15 protein-coding genes are annotated in these 14,967 nt (G+C 44.1%); 10 read left to right on the top strand and 5 right to left on the bottom strand.

Annotated elements, in window-relative coordinates; genetic code table 11:
• Window positions 1–114: 114 nt before the first annotated feature.
• Entirely contained in the window at window positions 115–1,224 is a 1,110-nt protein-coding gene (locus tag DMO16_RS08390) for an AI-2E family transporter (RefSeq protein WP_061968469.1), read from the bottom strand.
• Between the two features lie 41 nt (window positions 1,225–1,265).
• On the bottom strand, window positions 1,266–1,712 hold the full coding sequence (locus DMO16_RS08385) for a DUF4385 domain-containing protein (protein WP_129476701.1): 447 nt from the start codon (window positions 1,710–1,712) through the stop codon (window positions 1,266–1,268).
• Window positions 1,713–1,925: 213 nt separating this feature from the next.
• On the opposite strand from DMO16_RS08385, the gene DMO16_RS08380 reads away from it, so the two are divergent.
• The 5 genes from DMO16_RS08380 to DMO16_RS08360 all read left to right on the top strand — a co-directional run bounded on the left by DMO16_RS08380 (window position 1,926) and on the right by DMO16_RS08360 (window position 5,300).
• Entirely contained in the window at window positions 1,926–2,114 is a 189-nt protein-coding gene (locus DMO16_RS08380; protein ID WP_061968473.1) for a hypothetical protein, read from the top strand.
• A 27-nt stretch (window positions 2,115–2,141) separates the two neighbouring features.
• Complete coding sequence (locus DMO16_RS08375) at window positions 2,142–3,077, top strand: nucleoside hydrolase (protein WP_129476697.1); 936 nt, start codon at window positions 2,142–2,144, stop codon at window positions 3,075–3,077.
• A gap of 2 nt (window positions 3,078–3,079) precedes the next feature.
• Complete coding sequence (locus DMO16_RS08370) at window positions 3,080–3,517, top strand: GNAT family N-acetyltransferase (protein WP_129476694.1); 438 nt, start codon at window positions 3,080–3,082, stop codon at window positions 3,515–3,517.
• Between the two features lie 185 nt (window positions 3,518–3,702).
• Window positions 3,703–5,082, top strand: a complete 1,380-nt coding sequence (locus DMO16_RS08365) for an L-cystine transporter (protein ID WP_129476691.1) — start codon at window positions 3,703–3,705, stop codon at window positions 5,080–5,082.
• Window positions 5,082–5,300, top strand: a complete 219-nt coding sequence (locus tag DMO16_RS08360; RefSeq protein WP_061968483.1) for a hypothetical protein — start codon at window positions 5,082–5,084, stop codon at window positions 5,298–5,300. Before DMO16_RS08365 ends, DMO16_RS08360 begins: the two co-directional genes overlap by 1 nt.
• Window positions 5,301–5,350: 50 nt before the next feature.
• Here the strand turns inward: DMO16_RS08360 and DMO16_RS08355 are convergent, their stop codons facing one another.
• A complete protein-coding gene (locus tag DMO16_RS08355) occupies window positions 5,351–5,725 on the bottom strand; it encodes a hypothetical protein (RefSeq protein WP_061968486.1) in 375 nt (124 codons plus the stop codon).
• A gap of 194 nt (window positions 5,726–5,919) precedes the next feature.
• Between DMO16_RS08355 and DMO16_RS08350 the strand changes: the two genes are divergently transcribed.
• The gene (locus tag DMO16_RS08350) at window positions 5,920–8,679 is read left to right on the top strand and encodes a response regulator (RefSeq protein ID WP_129476688.1); all 2,760 of its coding nucleotides are present in this window, start codon (window positions 5,920–5,922) and stop codon (window positions 8,677–8,679) included.
• A gap of 12 nt (window positions 8,680–8,691) precedes the next feature.
• Window positions 8,692–9,546, top strand: a complete 855-nt coding sequence (locus DMO16_RS08345; protein ID WP_129476685.1) for a CheR family methyltransferase — start codon at window positions 8,692–8,694, stop codon at window positions 9,544–9,546.
• A gap of 39 nt (window positions 9,547–9,585) precedes the next feature.
• Here DMO16_RS08345 and DMO16_RS08340 read toward each other — a convergent pair whose 3' ends face one another.
• Window positions 9,586–10,746 carry a SpoIIE family protein phosphatase gene (locus tag DMO16_RS08340; RefSeq protein WP_061968494.1) on the bottom strand — a complete coding sequence of 387 codons (1,161 nt, stop codon included), beginning with the start codon at window positions 10,744–10,746 and terminating at the stop codon, window positions 9,586–9,588.
• Between the two features lie 193 nt (window positions 10,747–10,939).
• Here DMO16_RS08340 and DMO16_RS08335 point away from each other — a divergent pair, with 193 nt between their 5' ends.
• Window positions 10,940–11,395: an OsmC family protein gene (locus DMO16_RS08335; protein ID WP_129476682.1), complete on the top strand. Its 456-nt coding sequence runs from the start codon at window positions 10,940–10,942 to the stop codon at window positions 11,393–11,395.
• Window positions 11,396–11,425: 30 nt separating this feature from the next.
• On the opposite strand, the gene DMO16_RS08330 is transcribed toward DMO16_RS08335, so the two are convergent.
• On the bottom strand, window positions 11,426–11,962 hold the full coding sequence (locus DMO16_RS08330) for a GNAT family N-acetyltransferase (RefSeq protein WP_129476678.1): 537 nt from the start codon (window positions 11,960–11,962) through the stop codon (window positions 11,426–11,428).
• 166 nt (window positions 11,963–12,128) lie between these two features.
• On the opposite strand from DMO16_RS08330, the gene DMO16_RS08325 reads away from it, so the two are divergent.
• A complete protein-coding gene (locus DMO16_RS08325; protein WP_129476675.1) occupies window positions 12,129–12,656 on the top strand; it encodes a DinB family protein in 528 nt (175 codons plus the stop codon).
• A gap of 88 nt (window positions 12,657–12,744) precedes the next feature.
• A complete protein-coding gene (locus DMO16_RS08320; protein ID WP_129476672.1) occupies window positions 12,745–14,916 on the top strand; it encodes a type IA DNA topoisomerase in 2,172 nt (723 codons plus the stop codon).
• The last annotated feature ends 51 nt before the right edge of the window (window positions 14,917–14,967 follow it).

Here is a 14,967-nt window from a genome sequence, read left to right as displayed (position 1 = left end):
GTATTGAATAAACCTAGACCTATGGTATGTGAGCAAGAGAAAATTGGTTTGGACAGCTTGCATGGTTGACGCACGCAAAAGCCCGCCGTTCATTTGGCGGGCTTTTCGGTTTTATTAGTCTACAATTTTTATGCCATTGTGTTCTTTTTCTCTGTTTAGTTGATACAGCCGGTACGTATGACTCACAACAACTTTTAACAGCGCATAGAACGGAACGCCGAGAATCATTCCGAGGAATCCTGCCATATTTCCTGCAACCAGAAGGATAAGGATTACTGTTAGCGGATGGACATCGAGTTTTCTTCCCATAATTAGCGGGGAAGTAACATTTCCATCGATCTGCTGTACCACAATGACCACGATGGCTACCTTCAAGGCCATGAATGGAGACATAATCAATCCAATAATTAAGGCTGGAATGAAAGCGATAAAGGCGCCAAGAAACGGTATAATATTCGTAATCATGGCCGTAATGGCAAGGATGAGTGAATAATCCAGGCCGATGATGCTGTAGCCGATATACATCATCACTCCAACAAGAAATGCAGCAATCGCCTGGCCCTGTATATAGGAACTGAGTGCTTCGTCCATGTCTTTTAAAATTCGTTTCGCTTCAGAAGCCTGCAAATAAGGCAGTACGTTTTCCACTCGGCTTCCGATCCCTTCACTGTCTTTCAGCATATAAAAAACGATGAATGGTACGGTTACAATCACTGTCGCAATGCTGGTAATGATTCCGATTAAACTGGTAATCTTGTCACCGAGGTTACTTGAGAAATCCTTAGCGTAATCACTTGCTTTCTTAGTGATGCTGTCAATGGTAAGATACTCGTTTTGCTGAAAGCGCGAAAACCATTCATTCTGCTTCAGTCCGTTGATTTTATCATTGAGTGTGTCCACAATTTGCGGCGTATTTTTAATAAGTCCCTGAAACTGGTTTTGCAGCTGCGGCCCCAAAAGAAATACAAGAAGAGTGCCAAGCCCGATAAATAAAAGATAGATTAACAGGATGGATAAGGCTTTGGGCACACGATGTTTTCCAAGGTAATAGACGATGGGTCGAAGCAAATAAAAAATAACTCCGCCAATTAAAAACGGAAAAAACAAGGTTGTGAATATGATTTCAAGCGGCCGGAAGATAAAGCTTACTTTGGTCGAGAGAAAAATAATGATTAGAATAATAATAATACCGTATCCAATTCGAAAATATTTTGAGTTTGGCATTTGATCACCTCTGATTTAAATGGTATGTCGTTGAATGGGCTTTAACCATAGCGGCGTTGGTGTTCTTTTTTAAATTTAAGATATTCTTCGTCTTCCCTGGCCATTTTCCATTTTTCCATGAAGATGGCTGCCGATTCTGCTTTGGTTTCATCGATTTGTCTTTCGTTTACCTTGCCTTCTTTATCGTATTTCCTCCCACCCTTATAATTCGTGTATCGTCTGGCCCGGGTATAGCCCATCTGCAAAAATTTTCTCGCCATATCCATTCCAACAAGATCATTCTCCTCTTTGTATTCCAAAAAAAGCTGATAGATTTTCTCGGAGGACTCTTTTGCAATTTCGGGAGTTTTGAAACGCCAGTGTGAGAGAATTTCACTCTTGTATGGTTCGACGAGCAGGACTCCTTGCTCTCCTCTGCCTACTTTGTATTTTTCCGGGTGCTTGAGGAAATCAATGTGCTTAAAATCAAGATCATAATCGAACCCCATCTGCAGCGCCTCCTCCTAATATCACCATACTTCCCGTTTCTCTCCATTCTTAAAACGCTTAAGGAAAGAGCGGTATAGCAGGCATGGTGAAATTTCATGAACCGAAACTGTCGGTATATTGAAAGTTTATTGAATATTATTCCTCCACTATTGGCTTTTTGGGTTCCCTGATTTACCATAAGGGATAGGTAAGTAAGGAAAGAGGGGATAAGGATGGGATATATCATAACAGCTCTCATCGCAGGTGTGGTGATAGCCGCTCTAACGATATTTATTGGTCTGCAAAAGGACGCAAAGTATGGTTCTTCAACAAAAAGCAATTTAACCCGACTCACTGCCATATATATTGCGTTGATTGTTTTCTGTCTTATCGGACTTGGGCTGTACATAGGAAATCTTTGATCAATTTTTAGGAAAGGAAGAGCATAAATGAAATTAACCATACTTGATGTCGATACGGGAATTGATGATGCATTGGCCATTGCCTATGCTGTAAATTCTCCTGAGTTGAATATCCTTGGCATTACAACCGGATTTGGGAATGTTTCCGCTGACGAAGCGACAAGAAATACGTTCCAGGTTCTTCAGCTTCTGTGCAGAAGAGATATCCCGGTAATAAAGGGTGCGGATCAACCGTTTCGAAGAGAAACGACACGGCATAGAGCGTATGAGGTGCATGGAAAGGACGGACTCGGAAATATAGGACTTCCAGATCCCGCGGCAATTGTCCCGGATACCCATGCCAGCGATTACATCATATCCATGGTGAAAAAGTACCCAAATGAAGTTACCCTGGTGACTGTCGGGACTCAAACGAATATGGCATTGGCGATAGAAAAGGACCCTTCGATCATTACTATGGTGAAAGAGGTCATTATCATGGGCGGCGCGGTCACTGTCCCGGGAAATGTTACGTCTTATGCTGAGGCTAATTTCTACGCTGATGCGGAAGCAGCTGATTATGTTCTGCGTTCAGGACTGCCTATTACACTGGTGGGACTCGACATTACGATGCAAACTCTTTTGAAAAGAGAGTCTCTTGAAGATTGGAGATGCCGGGGGATTGAGATTGGAACGGCTTTTGCAAACATGTGCAGTTTTTATATGGATTTTTATGAAAAAAACAATCCGCATCTTGGCGGATGTGCTCTGCATGACCCGCTCGCCGTTGCGGTGGCCATTGAGCCATCCTTTATTAAAACAAAAACCATGCAGGTGCATGTTTCAACGGATGAACACACCCTGGGACAAAGCATTGGAAAAGCTACAGGACATGGTATTGAGGTAGGGCTGGAAGTGGACAAAGATGTTTTTACGTCCCACTTTCTTAATCGTGTTTTGTCCTTTGAAAAGGAGCAGCTATAACAATGAACATAAAAACAATTCCACCAGAACAAACTTATCCGGTAAGGCACAACATCCTTCGGCCGAACCAGACCATTGAGGATTGCCACTTTCCGGGAGATCATGAACCGGACACCTTTCATTTAGGCGCATTTATCGGAGAAGAACTGATTTCCATTGCTTCTTTCTATAAAGAAAAACATCCTGATCTCGACGGTCTTGTGCACTACCGCTTACGAGGCATGGCAACATTGGAAAACTTCCGTAAAGAAAAAGCAGGGAGCAGTCTGCTCGCTAGGGGCGAAGAAATCCTTAAGCAAAGGAAATGTGACCTCTGGTGGTGCAATGCCAGAACAGGGGTGGCAGGATATTATAAAAAAATCGGTTTGCAGGAGAACGGAGAAGTTTTTGAACTGCCTGGAATCGGTCCGCATATCGTGATGTACAAGAAACTTTTATAACCCGGTGCACATAGAGGAAAGCATCCTAGCATATGATGTAAAAAATCCATACCGCACAAGAATTTGCTGATCAGACATGCTGAAGGCTCGCTTTTTTAATGAAGTGGGTCTTTTTTTGTATAGAGGGGAGGAAGGGTAAAGTTCTGCGGTAAGGATACTGGCATATAACAAGGAGGAAAAGTACAATGACCGTTTTCTTAATTGTTGTTAATATTGCCGTTTTGCTGCTGATCGCAGGCAGTCTTTATTACTTGCAGAAAAAAAAGGTTTCTTTTTCCAAAAGAGTGTTTACAGCCTTGGCCGCCGGTATCATTTGGGGACTTATTCTACAGTTTATTTATGAGCCTTCTTCTTCAGTGCTTACCCATTCAACCGACTGGTATTCGATTATCGGGGGAGGCTATGTTAAATTTCTGCAAATGGCCGTGATGCCGCTTGTTTTTGTGTCTATTCTGTCAGCATTCACCAAGCTGAAACTGACGAATAATGTTGGGAAAATCAGCGGCTCGGTGATTGGAATCCTCATCGGAACTACTGCTATTGCCGCTGCCATCGGGATTGCGGCAGCTCTTTCCTTCAACTTGGAGGCAGTTCAAATTTCAAACGGCAGTGCAGAAGCGGCCCGGGCGGCAGAACTGCAGACCACATTTGAAACGGTGAAGGATAAAACCTTGCCTCAGCAGGTTCTTGACCTCCTGCCCGCAAATCCTTTTCTTGATTTTACAGGTGCAAGGCCAACTTCCACCATAGCAGTCGTTATTTTCGCAGCCATACTGGGAGTGGCTTATCTTGGTGTGAAAAGGAAGCAGGAGGACCATGCGGCTCTTTTTGCAAGCTTTGTTGATGCTATTCACTCCATCGTTATGAGAGTGGTAACGCTCATTCTCCGGCTGACGCCCTATGGTGTGCTTGCTTTGATGACAAAGACCGTGGCTTTAAGCAATCTGGACGCGATTGCCAAACTGGGTAAGTTTGTGGTTGCCTCGTACGTTGCTCTGGCATTGATGTTCGTGATTCATTTGCTGTTTATTGCTTTTTCCGGGCTGAACCCGCTCACCTATATTCGAAAGGCTATACCGGTGCTTTCGTTTGCCTTTACATCTAGAACGAGTGCCGGGGCGCTTCCACTGAACATCAGTACCCAAAAAAGTCTCGGAGTACCTGAAGGCATCGCCAACTTTGCGGGTTCCTTTGGACTTACCATCGGGCAAAACGGATGTGCAGGTATTTATCCGGCGATGCTGGCGGTGATGATTGCTCCGTCTGTGGGAGTCAATCCGCTGACCCCATCCTTTATTCTTAGTCTGATCGTGATTGTTGCCATCAGCTCTTTTGGTATTGCCGGAGTGGGAGGAGGAGCAACATTTGCTGCACTTCTCGTTCTTTCCTCCATGAATCTTCCGGTCGCTTTGGCAGGGCTGCTCATTTCGGTTGAACCGCTGATTGATATGGGCAGGACCGCATTAAACGTAAGCGGAGCCATGACGGCGGGAATATTAACCAGCAAAGCCCGAAAAGAACTTGATACCTCCGTTTATCATTCTCCGGTTCATGAGTTGGAGTGATGGGAAGCAAAAAACCTGGAGATACAGTTCTCCAGGTTTTTGCTATTTTTACTCTTCCGCCGCTTCAGCTCTTTGAAGAGCTCGAGAATCAGGAATATGTTCTCGCTCCATATGAATCGTTTTGGAAAGCCCATTTTACCAGGGTAGTGGAAAGTGTTCTTGATGTTGTACATTTAAGTTTTGTTCACAAAGATTCATCTGTTCATCTTGATGATTAAAAAGAGGAGCCGGAATCCTTTACAGGAGATGCCGGCTCTTTTCATATATGTTAGTTAAAAATGATTTGTGGCGTATAAATCATCTCCGAGACTTCTTCCACAGAAAAAACTTCTTGATGTCTCTCTTCTCCTGAAGGAGTCCACGTTTCAGTGAGCTGCAGCCTCCCGTCGGGCAGAGTGTGCGGAACAGCGGTGCATTTCCCTCCTCTGATTTCATGGTCCTGGTTGATGTGGCTGTAAGTCATTTGAATGCTCCCGTTTTCATCAACCATCCCTACCATATTTCCCTTCAGGATATCACCGCCAGAGTAGGTTGCAGTAAGGATTGATCCCTCTTGTTTATAAGAAAAATAGGTTTTGGACGAAACCTCACCTTTTTTTGCTTGTCGAATAGTTACAAACTGTCGGTTATTGTAATCAATCATTTAACGCGTCCTCCCTTTAAAGTTTTAAAGATAATGATATCAGAAGAGAAAGGAAATTAAAACAGAAAATTCTGTTTTTTATTATTTTTGGGAGGATTTTGTGTTCGTCTGATGAATAAGTTCTTGCTGTCTTTATTGGTAATACTTGTTTATAATAGATTAGTGAATATGACTTTAAAAAGGCGGATGATAGAATGATAGGGAGAAAGAGATTCGGTATCCGGGGTAAGATATTTACCGGATATCTCATCATTATTCTGTGTCTGGTCGTTTCAATAATCGCAGTAAACAATCAAATTTCCTCCATGCAGACGGAGCGGAATTATATTATTAACCACGACATTGAAGTGCACGGGCTTACGAATGAAATTGAAAAGCAAGTTTTGGATATGGAAAACGGCCAGCGTGGTTTCATCATTACAGGAGATGAAAGTTATCTGGAGCCCTATAGCCTGGGTGCAAGTGATTGGAAGGATAATTACAACAAATTGTATGATTTAATTTCCGATAATCCATCACAGCAAAAAAGGCTGCAGGATATCCGCGATGATATCAATCAATGGATTCAATATACGGCTGAGCCATCTATACAGATGAAGAGAGATGGACAGGATGGGAATGTCCTTTCTCTTTTCAAGAAAGATACCGCCCGGAGCAAGGGAGTAGAAGACATCCGCACCCAGTTCGATACGTTCCGCACAACAGAAAAAGGGTTGACCAAAGAGAGGGCGGACAAGCTTGATAACCAAAATGCTGTATTGAAGACAAGCTTATATGTACTGTTGTTCTTTGTTGTCCTTATATCTGCAGCAATCGCTGTGTTTGTATCCGGTTCCATTGTTAAGACCGTAAATGCGGTTGTACGATCCATCTCCGCCATGTCATCGAACGGTGATGTCACCCAGAGGATCCATGTCAAAAGCAGGGATGAAATCAGAGATTTAGCCGTAGCCACAAACAACCTGCTTTCCGTTGTTGAAAGCAGAGAATGGCTACAGTCAAGCACGAATGAGGTAGTAGAGCGATATCAGGGAACGTCTACGATTAAAGTACTTGGTGAAAAGTTTATTACAGGAATTGCCCAATTTGCGAATGCATCCACGGGAGCCATTTATATTCGTGAAGGGGAAGGCGGTAAGGCTTCTTTTATCAAGAAAGGTACCTACGCTGCGCCGATGAATTCGGCTGGACGGGAATCCTTTAAACTTGGAGAGGGGCTTATCGGCCAATGCGCCGCTGAAAAGCGCCTGATGGTTATTGATCACCTTCCGGACGATTATCAGCTGATTGGGACTGGCCTTGGAGAGGTGCGCCCAAGAAGTTTGCTGATTGCACCGGTGATGTTTGAGAATGAAGTCATTGCGGTCTTGGAGCTTGCTTCTCTTGAAGCATTTACACAAGAACATATCGATCTTGTGGAAAACACTACCAAAACATTCGGTCAAACCATTGACAGTGTTATTCGCCGAATGGAAGTTGTGCGCCTGTTGAAGGAATCCCAGGCCATGACCGAAGAGCTCCAGGCTCAATCGGAAGAAATGCAGACGCAATCCGAAGAGCTGCAAATGCAGTCTGAAGAATTGCGCATGATCAATGAGCAACTCGAACAGCGCTCCATTGAAGCAGAAGGGAAATCAGCAGAACTTCAGCAGGCAAAAGTTGAACTCGAAGAAAAGGCGAAACAGCTTACATTAAGTTCCCGTTATAAATCTGAATTTTTGGCCAACATGTCCCATGAGCTGCGTACGCCGCTGAACAGCATCCTGATTCTGTCCGAAATGCTTGCCGAGAACTCTGCAAAAGGACTTTCCTCGGAGGATGAGGAGTTTGCACGGGTCATTCATTCATCCGGACAAGACTTGTTGAACTTGATTAATGATATACTGGATTTATCCAAGGTGGAGGCAGGCAAGCTGGAAATGCATTTCAGCGAAGTCAACATGAGCGAATTTCCTTCACAGATTGAACGCAATTTTGGCCATATGGCCGACAAGAAAGGGTTAACCTTTGAGGTAAAAAAAGATGCGGATGTTCCGGATATTTTTTATACCGATGAAAAGAGGTTTCAGCAGATAATCAAAAATCTGCTATCCAATGCGTTCAAGTTTACAGAGGAAGGCAGTGTGTCGCTGCATATAGCGAAAGACAAGGCATTCCATCCGCAGGTGGGCGCCGGCCACTGGCTGAAGGTCTCAGTGAAAGATACAGGGATCGGAATTCCGAAGGATAAGCATGATCTTATTTTTGAAGCCTTCCAGCAAGGGGATGGGGCGACCGTTCGAAAATATGGAGGAACCGGTCTGGGTCTCTCGATTTGCCTGGAATTTGTTAAGCTGCTTGGCGGGCAGCTGGAGCTTGAAAGTGAAGAGGGAGAAGGAAGCACCTTTACGCTTTACATCCCGAGTCTGCCGAACGGGCTCACTCAACACGCTCCGATGCTCGTGATGGAGGAGTCAGAAAGCGAGGTTGCTGCTGCCATTTCGGACGACGCGGCACTCGCTGAAGAACTGAAGGAAATTGATGAGCACACCAGCCATCAACAGGAAGATACCCCTGTTAAAGAGGAAGACAGCTCATTTAAAGGGAAAAAGGTATTGATTGTCGACGATGACCACCGAAACATTTTTGCGTTAAAAACGGCTCTGGAAAATGAAAAAATGAACGTCATTACGGCGGAAAATGGTACACAATGCCTGGAAATGCTAGAAAATGAAAATGATGTGGACTTAATTTTGATGGACATTATGATGCCGGTGATGGATGGGTTTGAAACGATGAGAAGAATCAGGGCTAATGAGCGAGTGGCTGGTGTCCCAATCATTGCACTGACCGCCAAAGCCATGAAGAGTGACCGGGAAAAATGCTTGGAAGCTGGGGCTTCGGACTATATCAGCAAACCGCTGAAAATTGAACAGCTGTTTTCTGTCATGAGAGTCTGGATATTAAACAAGTAAGGAAGAACACGGATGAACAATCAAGTAATGTTAAGTGAGGAAGAGCTGGACATCGGGTTGGTGGAACGCATTGAAGTCGATTTGCTGCTTGAAGCGATTTACCGACTGTCTGGTTTTGATTTCAGAAAGTACATGAAGTCCTCCATCATCCGGCGGATTCAAAACCGGATGAGACAGGAACGTATTGGCACGATTACGGCCCTTCAGGAAAAAATGATTCATGAAAAAGGATTTTTGGAAAAGATCCTCAATGATTTTTCTATTAATGTAACCGAAATGTTTCGTGACCCTACATTCTTTCGTTCATTTCGCCAAAAGGTGGTTCCTGAGCTGAGGAAGCTGGAGAGCATACGCATTTGGCATGCAGGATGTGCAACCGGTGAGGAAGTCTATTCCATGGCGATCCTGCTCGAAGAAGAAGGGCTTGCGGATAAAACAACAATTTATGCCACTGATATGAATGAAAATGTACTGCAAAAAGCAAAACAAGGAACCTTTTCTTTGGTGAAAATGCAGACCTACACGAAAAATTACATGCAAGCTGGCGGAACAGAGGCGTTTTCGGAATACTACACAGCTGATGACCACTTTGCTTATTTCCGTCCTTCTCTTTTGAAGAACATCAGTTTTGCGCAGCACAACCTGGTAACGGACTCCTCATTCAATGAATTTCATGTGATCATTTGCCGGAACGTGTTGATTTATTTTACAAGCGAACTTCAAAACCAGGTTCAAAATTTATTTTATGAAAGCTTATGCCCTGGCGGTTTCCTTGGTCTGGGTGACAAGGAATCACTTCGTTTTTCAGAAAAGACGCCACATTACATGGAGTTCGACTGCACAGAAAAAATATATCTAAAACGATAAAAGACGGGCCGATGGCCCGTCTTTTTCTGTTTCTATTTTTTATAAAATGGAAGTCACTTTGCTTGCCTGCGCCTGAATCATCAGAATGCACATATCGTCTTGCTGATTACCAAGTTCTTCTTCCGGGATCACCATGTGGATCGGAGACGTAATCGTTTGATTCCACTTTTGTGAAGCGATGTACTGCAGCTTTTCGAGCAGCAGGTTTTCATCTTTATTCGCTTCTACCACTCCGTCTGTAAAAAGAAGGAGCTGGATGTCGTTCTCAAATTGAATGGTAGATTTTGTCACCTGCATCTGGTCAAAAAAACCAACAGCACAGCTGCCTCTTTCTAGCATGCAAAGTTCGGAATCATCGACTAACACATAGCCTGGAGGGTGGCCGGCATTGACATATTCCACTGTCTTGCTTTCTGTGTCGATCACCAGATAAATGGAAGTAAAATAATAATTGTAAAAGTTTTTTTGATTATAAAGAAGCGCCATATACCGGTTCAGCTCTTTGATCACGAGTTCAGGATCTTCAAGCATCTTGATCGCATCCCTCATGACAGAAGAGATGTACATGCAGACGAGAGAAGAGGACAAGCCGTGGCCCATCATATCCAACAGAATCACGCCGTATCGATGGTCATTGAAACGGTGCCAGTAGTACATATCACCAGCCAGCTTAAAAGAAGGCAGATGGGATACATTGATTTGAATATTTTCCTGAAGAAGAGGGGGATTCAAGAGGCTCCGCTGCACTTGCATCGCCAAGTCCAGTTCATCCCTGATTTTTTTCTCCTGCTCCATGTGCCAGTCTTTTTCATACTTTAAGCGGAGGGCGACACGAATACGGGCGAGAAGCTCAACCTTATTAATCGGTTTTGTTATGTAATCCATACCCCCAACATCCAACGCCTCAGCCAGTTTATTGGCGTCCTCCAAAGCAGTAATAAAGATGATGGGGATATCTTTTAACCGCTCAGCTTCCTGGATGCGCCGGCAAGCCTCGATCCCGTCAGTTTCCGGCATCATGATATCGAGAAGAATCAAATCAACGTCTGGCTTTGGAGCCTGGGGTTTGTCAATTTGAAGATAATCAAACAGCTGGCCGGCCGATGAGAGAGACACCGTATTTTCATAGCCGGCACCTTTCAATATTTTATCAATCACAAATAGATTCACAGAATTATCATCTACCATAAGAATGGTCATGGACGGTTTTCTCCTTCAAATTAATCTTATCTATTCAACAAAATGCAATAAACATCCCGTCATATTCTATTATTATACTAAAAATGTGAAAGAAGGGTATCATTTACCCTTTTAGCATGCAAAAACCATGAGATATCGATGATCACCTGATAAAATGATATTATCGGTATGCATGTAAGGAGGAGGAACTATAGTGGCACAGCATTCGTTTCACTTAAAAGCAAACTGGCCCGGTCTCCGCAATGATGTAGGCGAGATCGAGGCCGGAAATTTAAAAACAAAGATATCCATCCCGCCGGAAATGGAGGGTCCCGGTGTAGGAACCAATCCGGATGAAATGCTCCTTGGAGCTGCGGCAACCTGTTATATTATTACGCTCGCTGCCATGATGGAGCGCAGCCAGCTTGAAAAAGAAAGTTTGACCATGGAATCAGAAGGAATTGTTGAGGTGACCAAAGGAGTTATTACCTATAAAAAAATTATTCACCGCCCTCTTATTGTGTTAAAGGAAGATGCCTCACAAAAGGACAAGGGGCTGGCGCAACGTCTTGCCGAAAAAGCAGAAACATCCTGCATGATCACGAGGGCCATCCAGGGTAACGTGGAAGTCAGCCTGGAAGCAAAGGTAATCACAGGGCAAAATCAATAAACCAGCACAATTGTGCTGGTTTTAATTTGTTTACATACCAGCCCATTCGTGTTTCAGGATACTGTAAAGAAGTGAATCCCGCCAGCCGTTCTTCATTTTTAAATCTTCTCGCATCGTCCCCTCTTTTGTCATTCCGAGCTTTTCCAAAACGCGGATGGAGCCGGAGTTTTCGGGGTGGCATGTTGCGTAGATCCGGTGAAGGTCAAGAACGGTATATCCTAAATGAAGAAGAAGGGCACCTGCTTCTGTGGCGTACCCGCTGTTCCAGAAATCAGGGTGGATGATATAGCCGATTTCCCCGATCTTATTTCCGAAATCTCGTATGTTCAGCTCTGCTACACCGATTAATTTTTCCTTTTCCTCCTCAATGACCGCGAATGCGAACCGTGACCTTGGGCTCTTTTTGGTATCCCTGATCGCCTGGCTTACAAACTTTAATGTATCTTCTTCTGAATTAGGCCCCCAAGGCTGATAGCGGCAGGAGATGTCGAGGCCTGCATAGGAATGGATAGATCTCCAGTCTGTCTGCCTTAATTCACGCAAGCGGATTCTTTGTTGAATGGCCATGATTGGTGGTCCTCCAATATAAGAAATGGTTTACTTAATAGAATAGTTCTTCACAGAAAGATGGTTTCCTGTTTCATTGAAGTATATGACCCAGTAGAGCAGGAAGATCTTTACTCTTATCGAATCCATTATGGGTATCTATTAAACGAAAAAGGGTGATGGAAGAATGGAAAATTATTCTTTGAAAATCATGGATTATCATCACTGGGCCAACCAGAAATGGTTTGAACACTTAAAAAAGCTTCCTGAAGGCATACTGACTCAAAAAATCACCAGTGTATTTCCAAGTCTGATGGATACACTTTTTCATATGCTAAAAACGGATTTTATCTGGCTATTGACCATTTCAGGCAAGGAATATGAAGAAACCATAGGAATGTTAAATGAATTCAATGAAAAATTGAAGGGCATCTCCCTGACCGAACTGGAAAAACAGTTTGACGCGATTACCGGAAAATATGTAACCTTTCTGAACGGAATTGAAGATCCGCAACAGACCATTACCATTGCTCATCCGAAATTTGGTGAGGCCAAGGCACCGCTGCAGGACCTAATTGGCCATGTGGTTAATCATGGCACCTATCACCGCGGCAATCTGACGGCCATGCTCAGACAGATGGGTGAGGCAGGGGCTCCAACCGATTATATTTTTTATTTGTATGAAGAACAGGCATTATTCGCTCCGAAACATTGAAGCATTTGAACATTTCTATTCTTTAGGCTAGAGTGCTATAATAAAAAGGAGTACAGACGTTCGAAGTTCTCGTTTCTAGGAGTGAAACATGAAGTTAATTATTGCTGAAAAACCATCACAGGCCCAGGCACTTGCAGGGCCTTTTTCTAAAGTGAAAAAACAAAAAGGCTTTTATGAGATTCCTCCTCAGGATCCCTTTCCTGACGGAGCTTATTTAACCTGGTGTGTGGGGCATCTTCTGGAACTGGTACCGCCCAAGGAGTATAAACCTGAGTGGGAAAAGTGGAAGCTCGACACATTACCGATGATGCCCGAGCGGTTCCGGTACAAAGTATCTCCCTCCAAATGGGATCAGTTTCAAATCATTAAAAAGCTGGCATTTGATCCAAAAGTAACCGGGATTATTGGAGCGACGGATGCAGGGCGGGAAGGGGAGCTCATTTACAAGTCGCTTCTGATGAACATGAATTGCAAAAAGCCGGTGATGCGTCTTTGGATATCCTCCTTGACCAAGAAAGCGGTCCTTGAAGGATTCCGACATTTGAAAAGCGGGCAGGAAACGCTGCCTGTCTTTTTTGAGGCGTATTCCAGGGCATGTGCTGACTGGCTCGTGGGATTAAACACAACAAGAGCCTACACGCTGCTCATGCAGAAAAAAGGAATAAGAGAAACCTTTCCAACCGGAAGAGTCATGACTCCTACTGTTGCTTTGGTAGTGAAACGCGAAGCCGAAATTGAAAACTTTAAACCAGAGCCTTTCTTTGAAGTCATTGGGGAATTTGATGTGAACGGAAATCAGTACAGTGGAAAATGGCAGGAAAAGGAAAACATCCGTCTCAAGACAAAAGAGGAGGCGGAGGTGATCGCCGAACGAACCAAAGATCAGCGCTGTGCGGTTGCCGATGTTAGAAAGGACCGAAAAGAATATCATCCGCCCATGCTGTATAACCTTTCTGCCCTGCAGGCAAAAGCCAATCAAATCTACAAATACTCGCCTGAAAAAACGCTGAATATTACAAGTGAGCTGTACTTAAAAAAGATAGTCAGTTATCCGCGGTCAGACAGCCCGTATATTACGGAGGAAGAAGCAAAAACGTTGCCAGGTATTTTACAAAAGCTTGCCCAACAAGAAAGCTATAATCATTTGCTGCCCGCCCCCAAACGTTCTCTGATGGGAAACCCGCGCTTTGTGAATGCCGCAAAGGTTTCTGACCACTATGCCATTATTCCCACGGAAAATGTGGCAAGCCCTGAAAAACTAAGCAGGGATGAGCGGAATATCTATGACCTTATTGTGAGAAGCGTAATCGCTGCCCATTATGATAAAGCCGTTATGGATACCACTACAATCGTAACGAAAGTCAATAACCACGATGAATTTGTATCCAAGGGAAAAGTGATTATACAGGAGGGCTGGCGCAAGGTCCTGTTTGAAAAGAACACTAAAAAAGCAGACAACAAAGACGATGAAGAAAACACTGTATTACCTGATGTTCAATCAGGGGAAACGGGTACAGTGGAACAGGTAAGCATTCGGGAAGGAAAGACGCAGGCCCCGAAACGGTATACCCTGGGAAGCCTGGTCACTTTAATGAAAACAGCAGGAAAAACGATTGAAGATGAAGAGCTGAGCAAGGTGCTGAATCAGGTCCAGGGGCTGGGAACGGAAGCCACGAGAAGCAGTATCATCAAAAAAATTGAAGAACTGGACTATATCCGTGTTCAGAAAAATCAAGTGTATGCGACCGAAAAAGCGAAAGCATTAATCACGGCGATCGGTGAGGATTCCATTTTAACCTCGGCGGAGACAACAGCTCTCTGGGAGCAGCGCCTGCACGAAATTGGTAAAGGCAGAGCAGACGCAAAGCAGTTTATCGATATGACCAAGAGAATGACAGAGAAAGTGATTCAGGATGCTATTGCAGCGTCTGGAAGCTGGAAAGTGGAACCCTTGCCCGTATCCAAGACGGCGAAAGCGGAAAATGAGCGTCTCGGAACGTGTCCGTTTTGCGGAAAAGATATCATCCATATTGCCATTAAACGCAATGACTTTTACGGCTGCAGCGGCTATAAGGAAGGATGTAAATTCACAATTTCGGGCAGAATTGCCAAAAAGAAGCTGTCACCCGCACAGGTGAAGAGGCTTCTGGAAAAGGGTGAAACGACTAAGCTCAAGGGGTTCAAAAGCAAGCAGGGCAAACCATTTGCTGCTGCTCTTGCCCTGAACAAAGAAACCGGAAAAATTGAGTTTAAAATGTAAGTCGAAGCGTGTATCCTAGAGTCAGAAGGGCAGACGAAACCAAACCCCAAA

Origin of the sequence: Fictibacillus sp. S7 (assembly GCF_004127935.1) — a bacterium.
Lineage (GTDB): Bacteria > Bacillota > Bacilli > Bacillales > Fictibacillaceae > Fictibacillus_C > Fictibacillus_C enclensis.
Note: the sequence above shows the minus strand (reverse complement) of the source record. Positions and strands in the feature narration are given on the sequence as shown.

Excerpts from the sequence above, each read along its gene's own strand:
- DMO16_RS08380 (WP_061968473.1), top strand. The coding sequence starts at position 1,926 with ATGGGATATATCATAACAGCTCTCATCGCAGGTGTGGTGATAGCCGCT.
- DMO16_RS08340 (WP_061968494.1), bottom strand. The coding sequence starts at position 10,746 with ATGACCATTCTTATGGTAGATGATAATTCTGTGAATCTATTTGTGATT.
- DMO16_RS08390 (WP_061968469.1), bottom strand. The coding sequence starts at position 1,224 with ATGCCAAACTCAAAATATTTTCGAATTGGATACGGTATTATTATTATT.
- DMO16_RS08320 (WP_129476672.1), top strand. The coding sequence starts at position 12,745 with ATGAAGTTAATTATTGCTGAAAAACCATCACAGGCCCAGGCACTTGCA.
- DMO16_RS08350 (WP_129476688.1), top strand. The coding sequence starts at position 5,920 with ATGATAGGGAGAAAGAGATTCGGTATCCGGGGTAAGATATTTACCGGA.
- DMO16_RS08360 (WP_061968483.1), top strand. The coding sequence starts at position 5,082 with ATGGGAAGCAAAAAACCTGGAGATACAGTTCTCCAGGTTTTTGCTATT.
- DMO16_RS08370 (WP_129476694.1), top strand. The coding sequence starts at position 3,080 with ATGAACATAAAAACAATTCCACCAGAACAAACTTATCCGGTAAGGCAC.
- DMO16_RS08325 (WP_129476675.1), top strand. The coding sequence starts at position 12,129 with ATGGAAAATTATTCTTTGAAAATCATGGATTATCATCACTGGGCCAAC.
- DMO16_RS08330 (WP_129476678.1), bottom strand. The coding sequence starts at position 11,962 with ATGGCCATTCAACAAAGAATCCGCTTGCGTGAATTAAGGCAGACAGAC.
- DMO16_RS08365 (WP_129476691.1), top strand. The coding sequence starts at position 3,703 with ATGACCGTTTTCTTAATTGTTGTTAATATTGCCGTTTTGCTGCTGATC.
- DMO16_RS08345 (WP_129476685.1), top strand. The coding sequence starts at position 8,692 with ATGAACAATCAAGTAATGTTAAGTGAGGAAGAGCTGGACATCGGGTTG.
- DMO16_RS08385 (WP_129476701.1), bottom strand. The coding sequence starts at position 1,712 with ATGGGGTTCGATTATGATCTTGATTTTAAGCACATTGATTTCCTCAAG.
- DMO16_RS08355 (WP_061968486.1), bottom strand. The coding sequence starts at position 5,725 with ATGATTGATTACAATAACCGACAGTTTGTAACTATTCGACAAGCAAAA.
- DMO16_RS08375 (WP_129476697.1), top strand. The coding sequence starts at position 2,142 with ATGAAATTAACCATACTTGATGTCGATACGGGAATTGATGATGCATTG.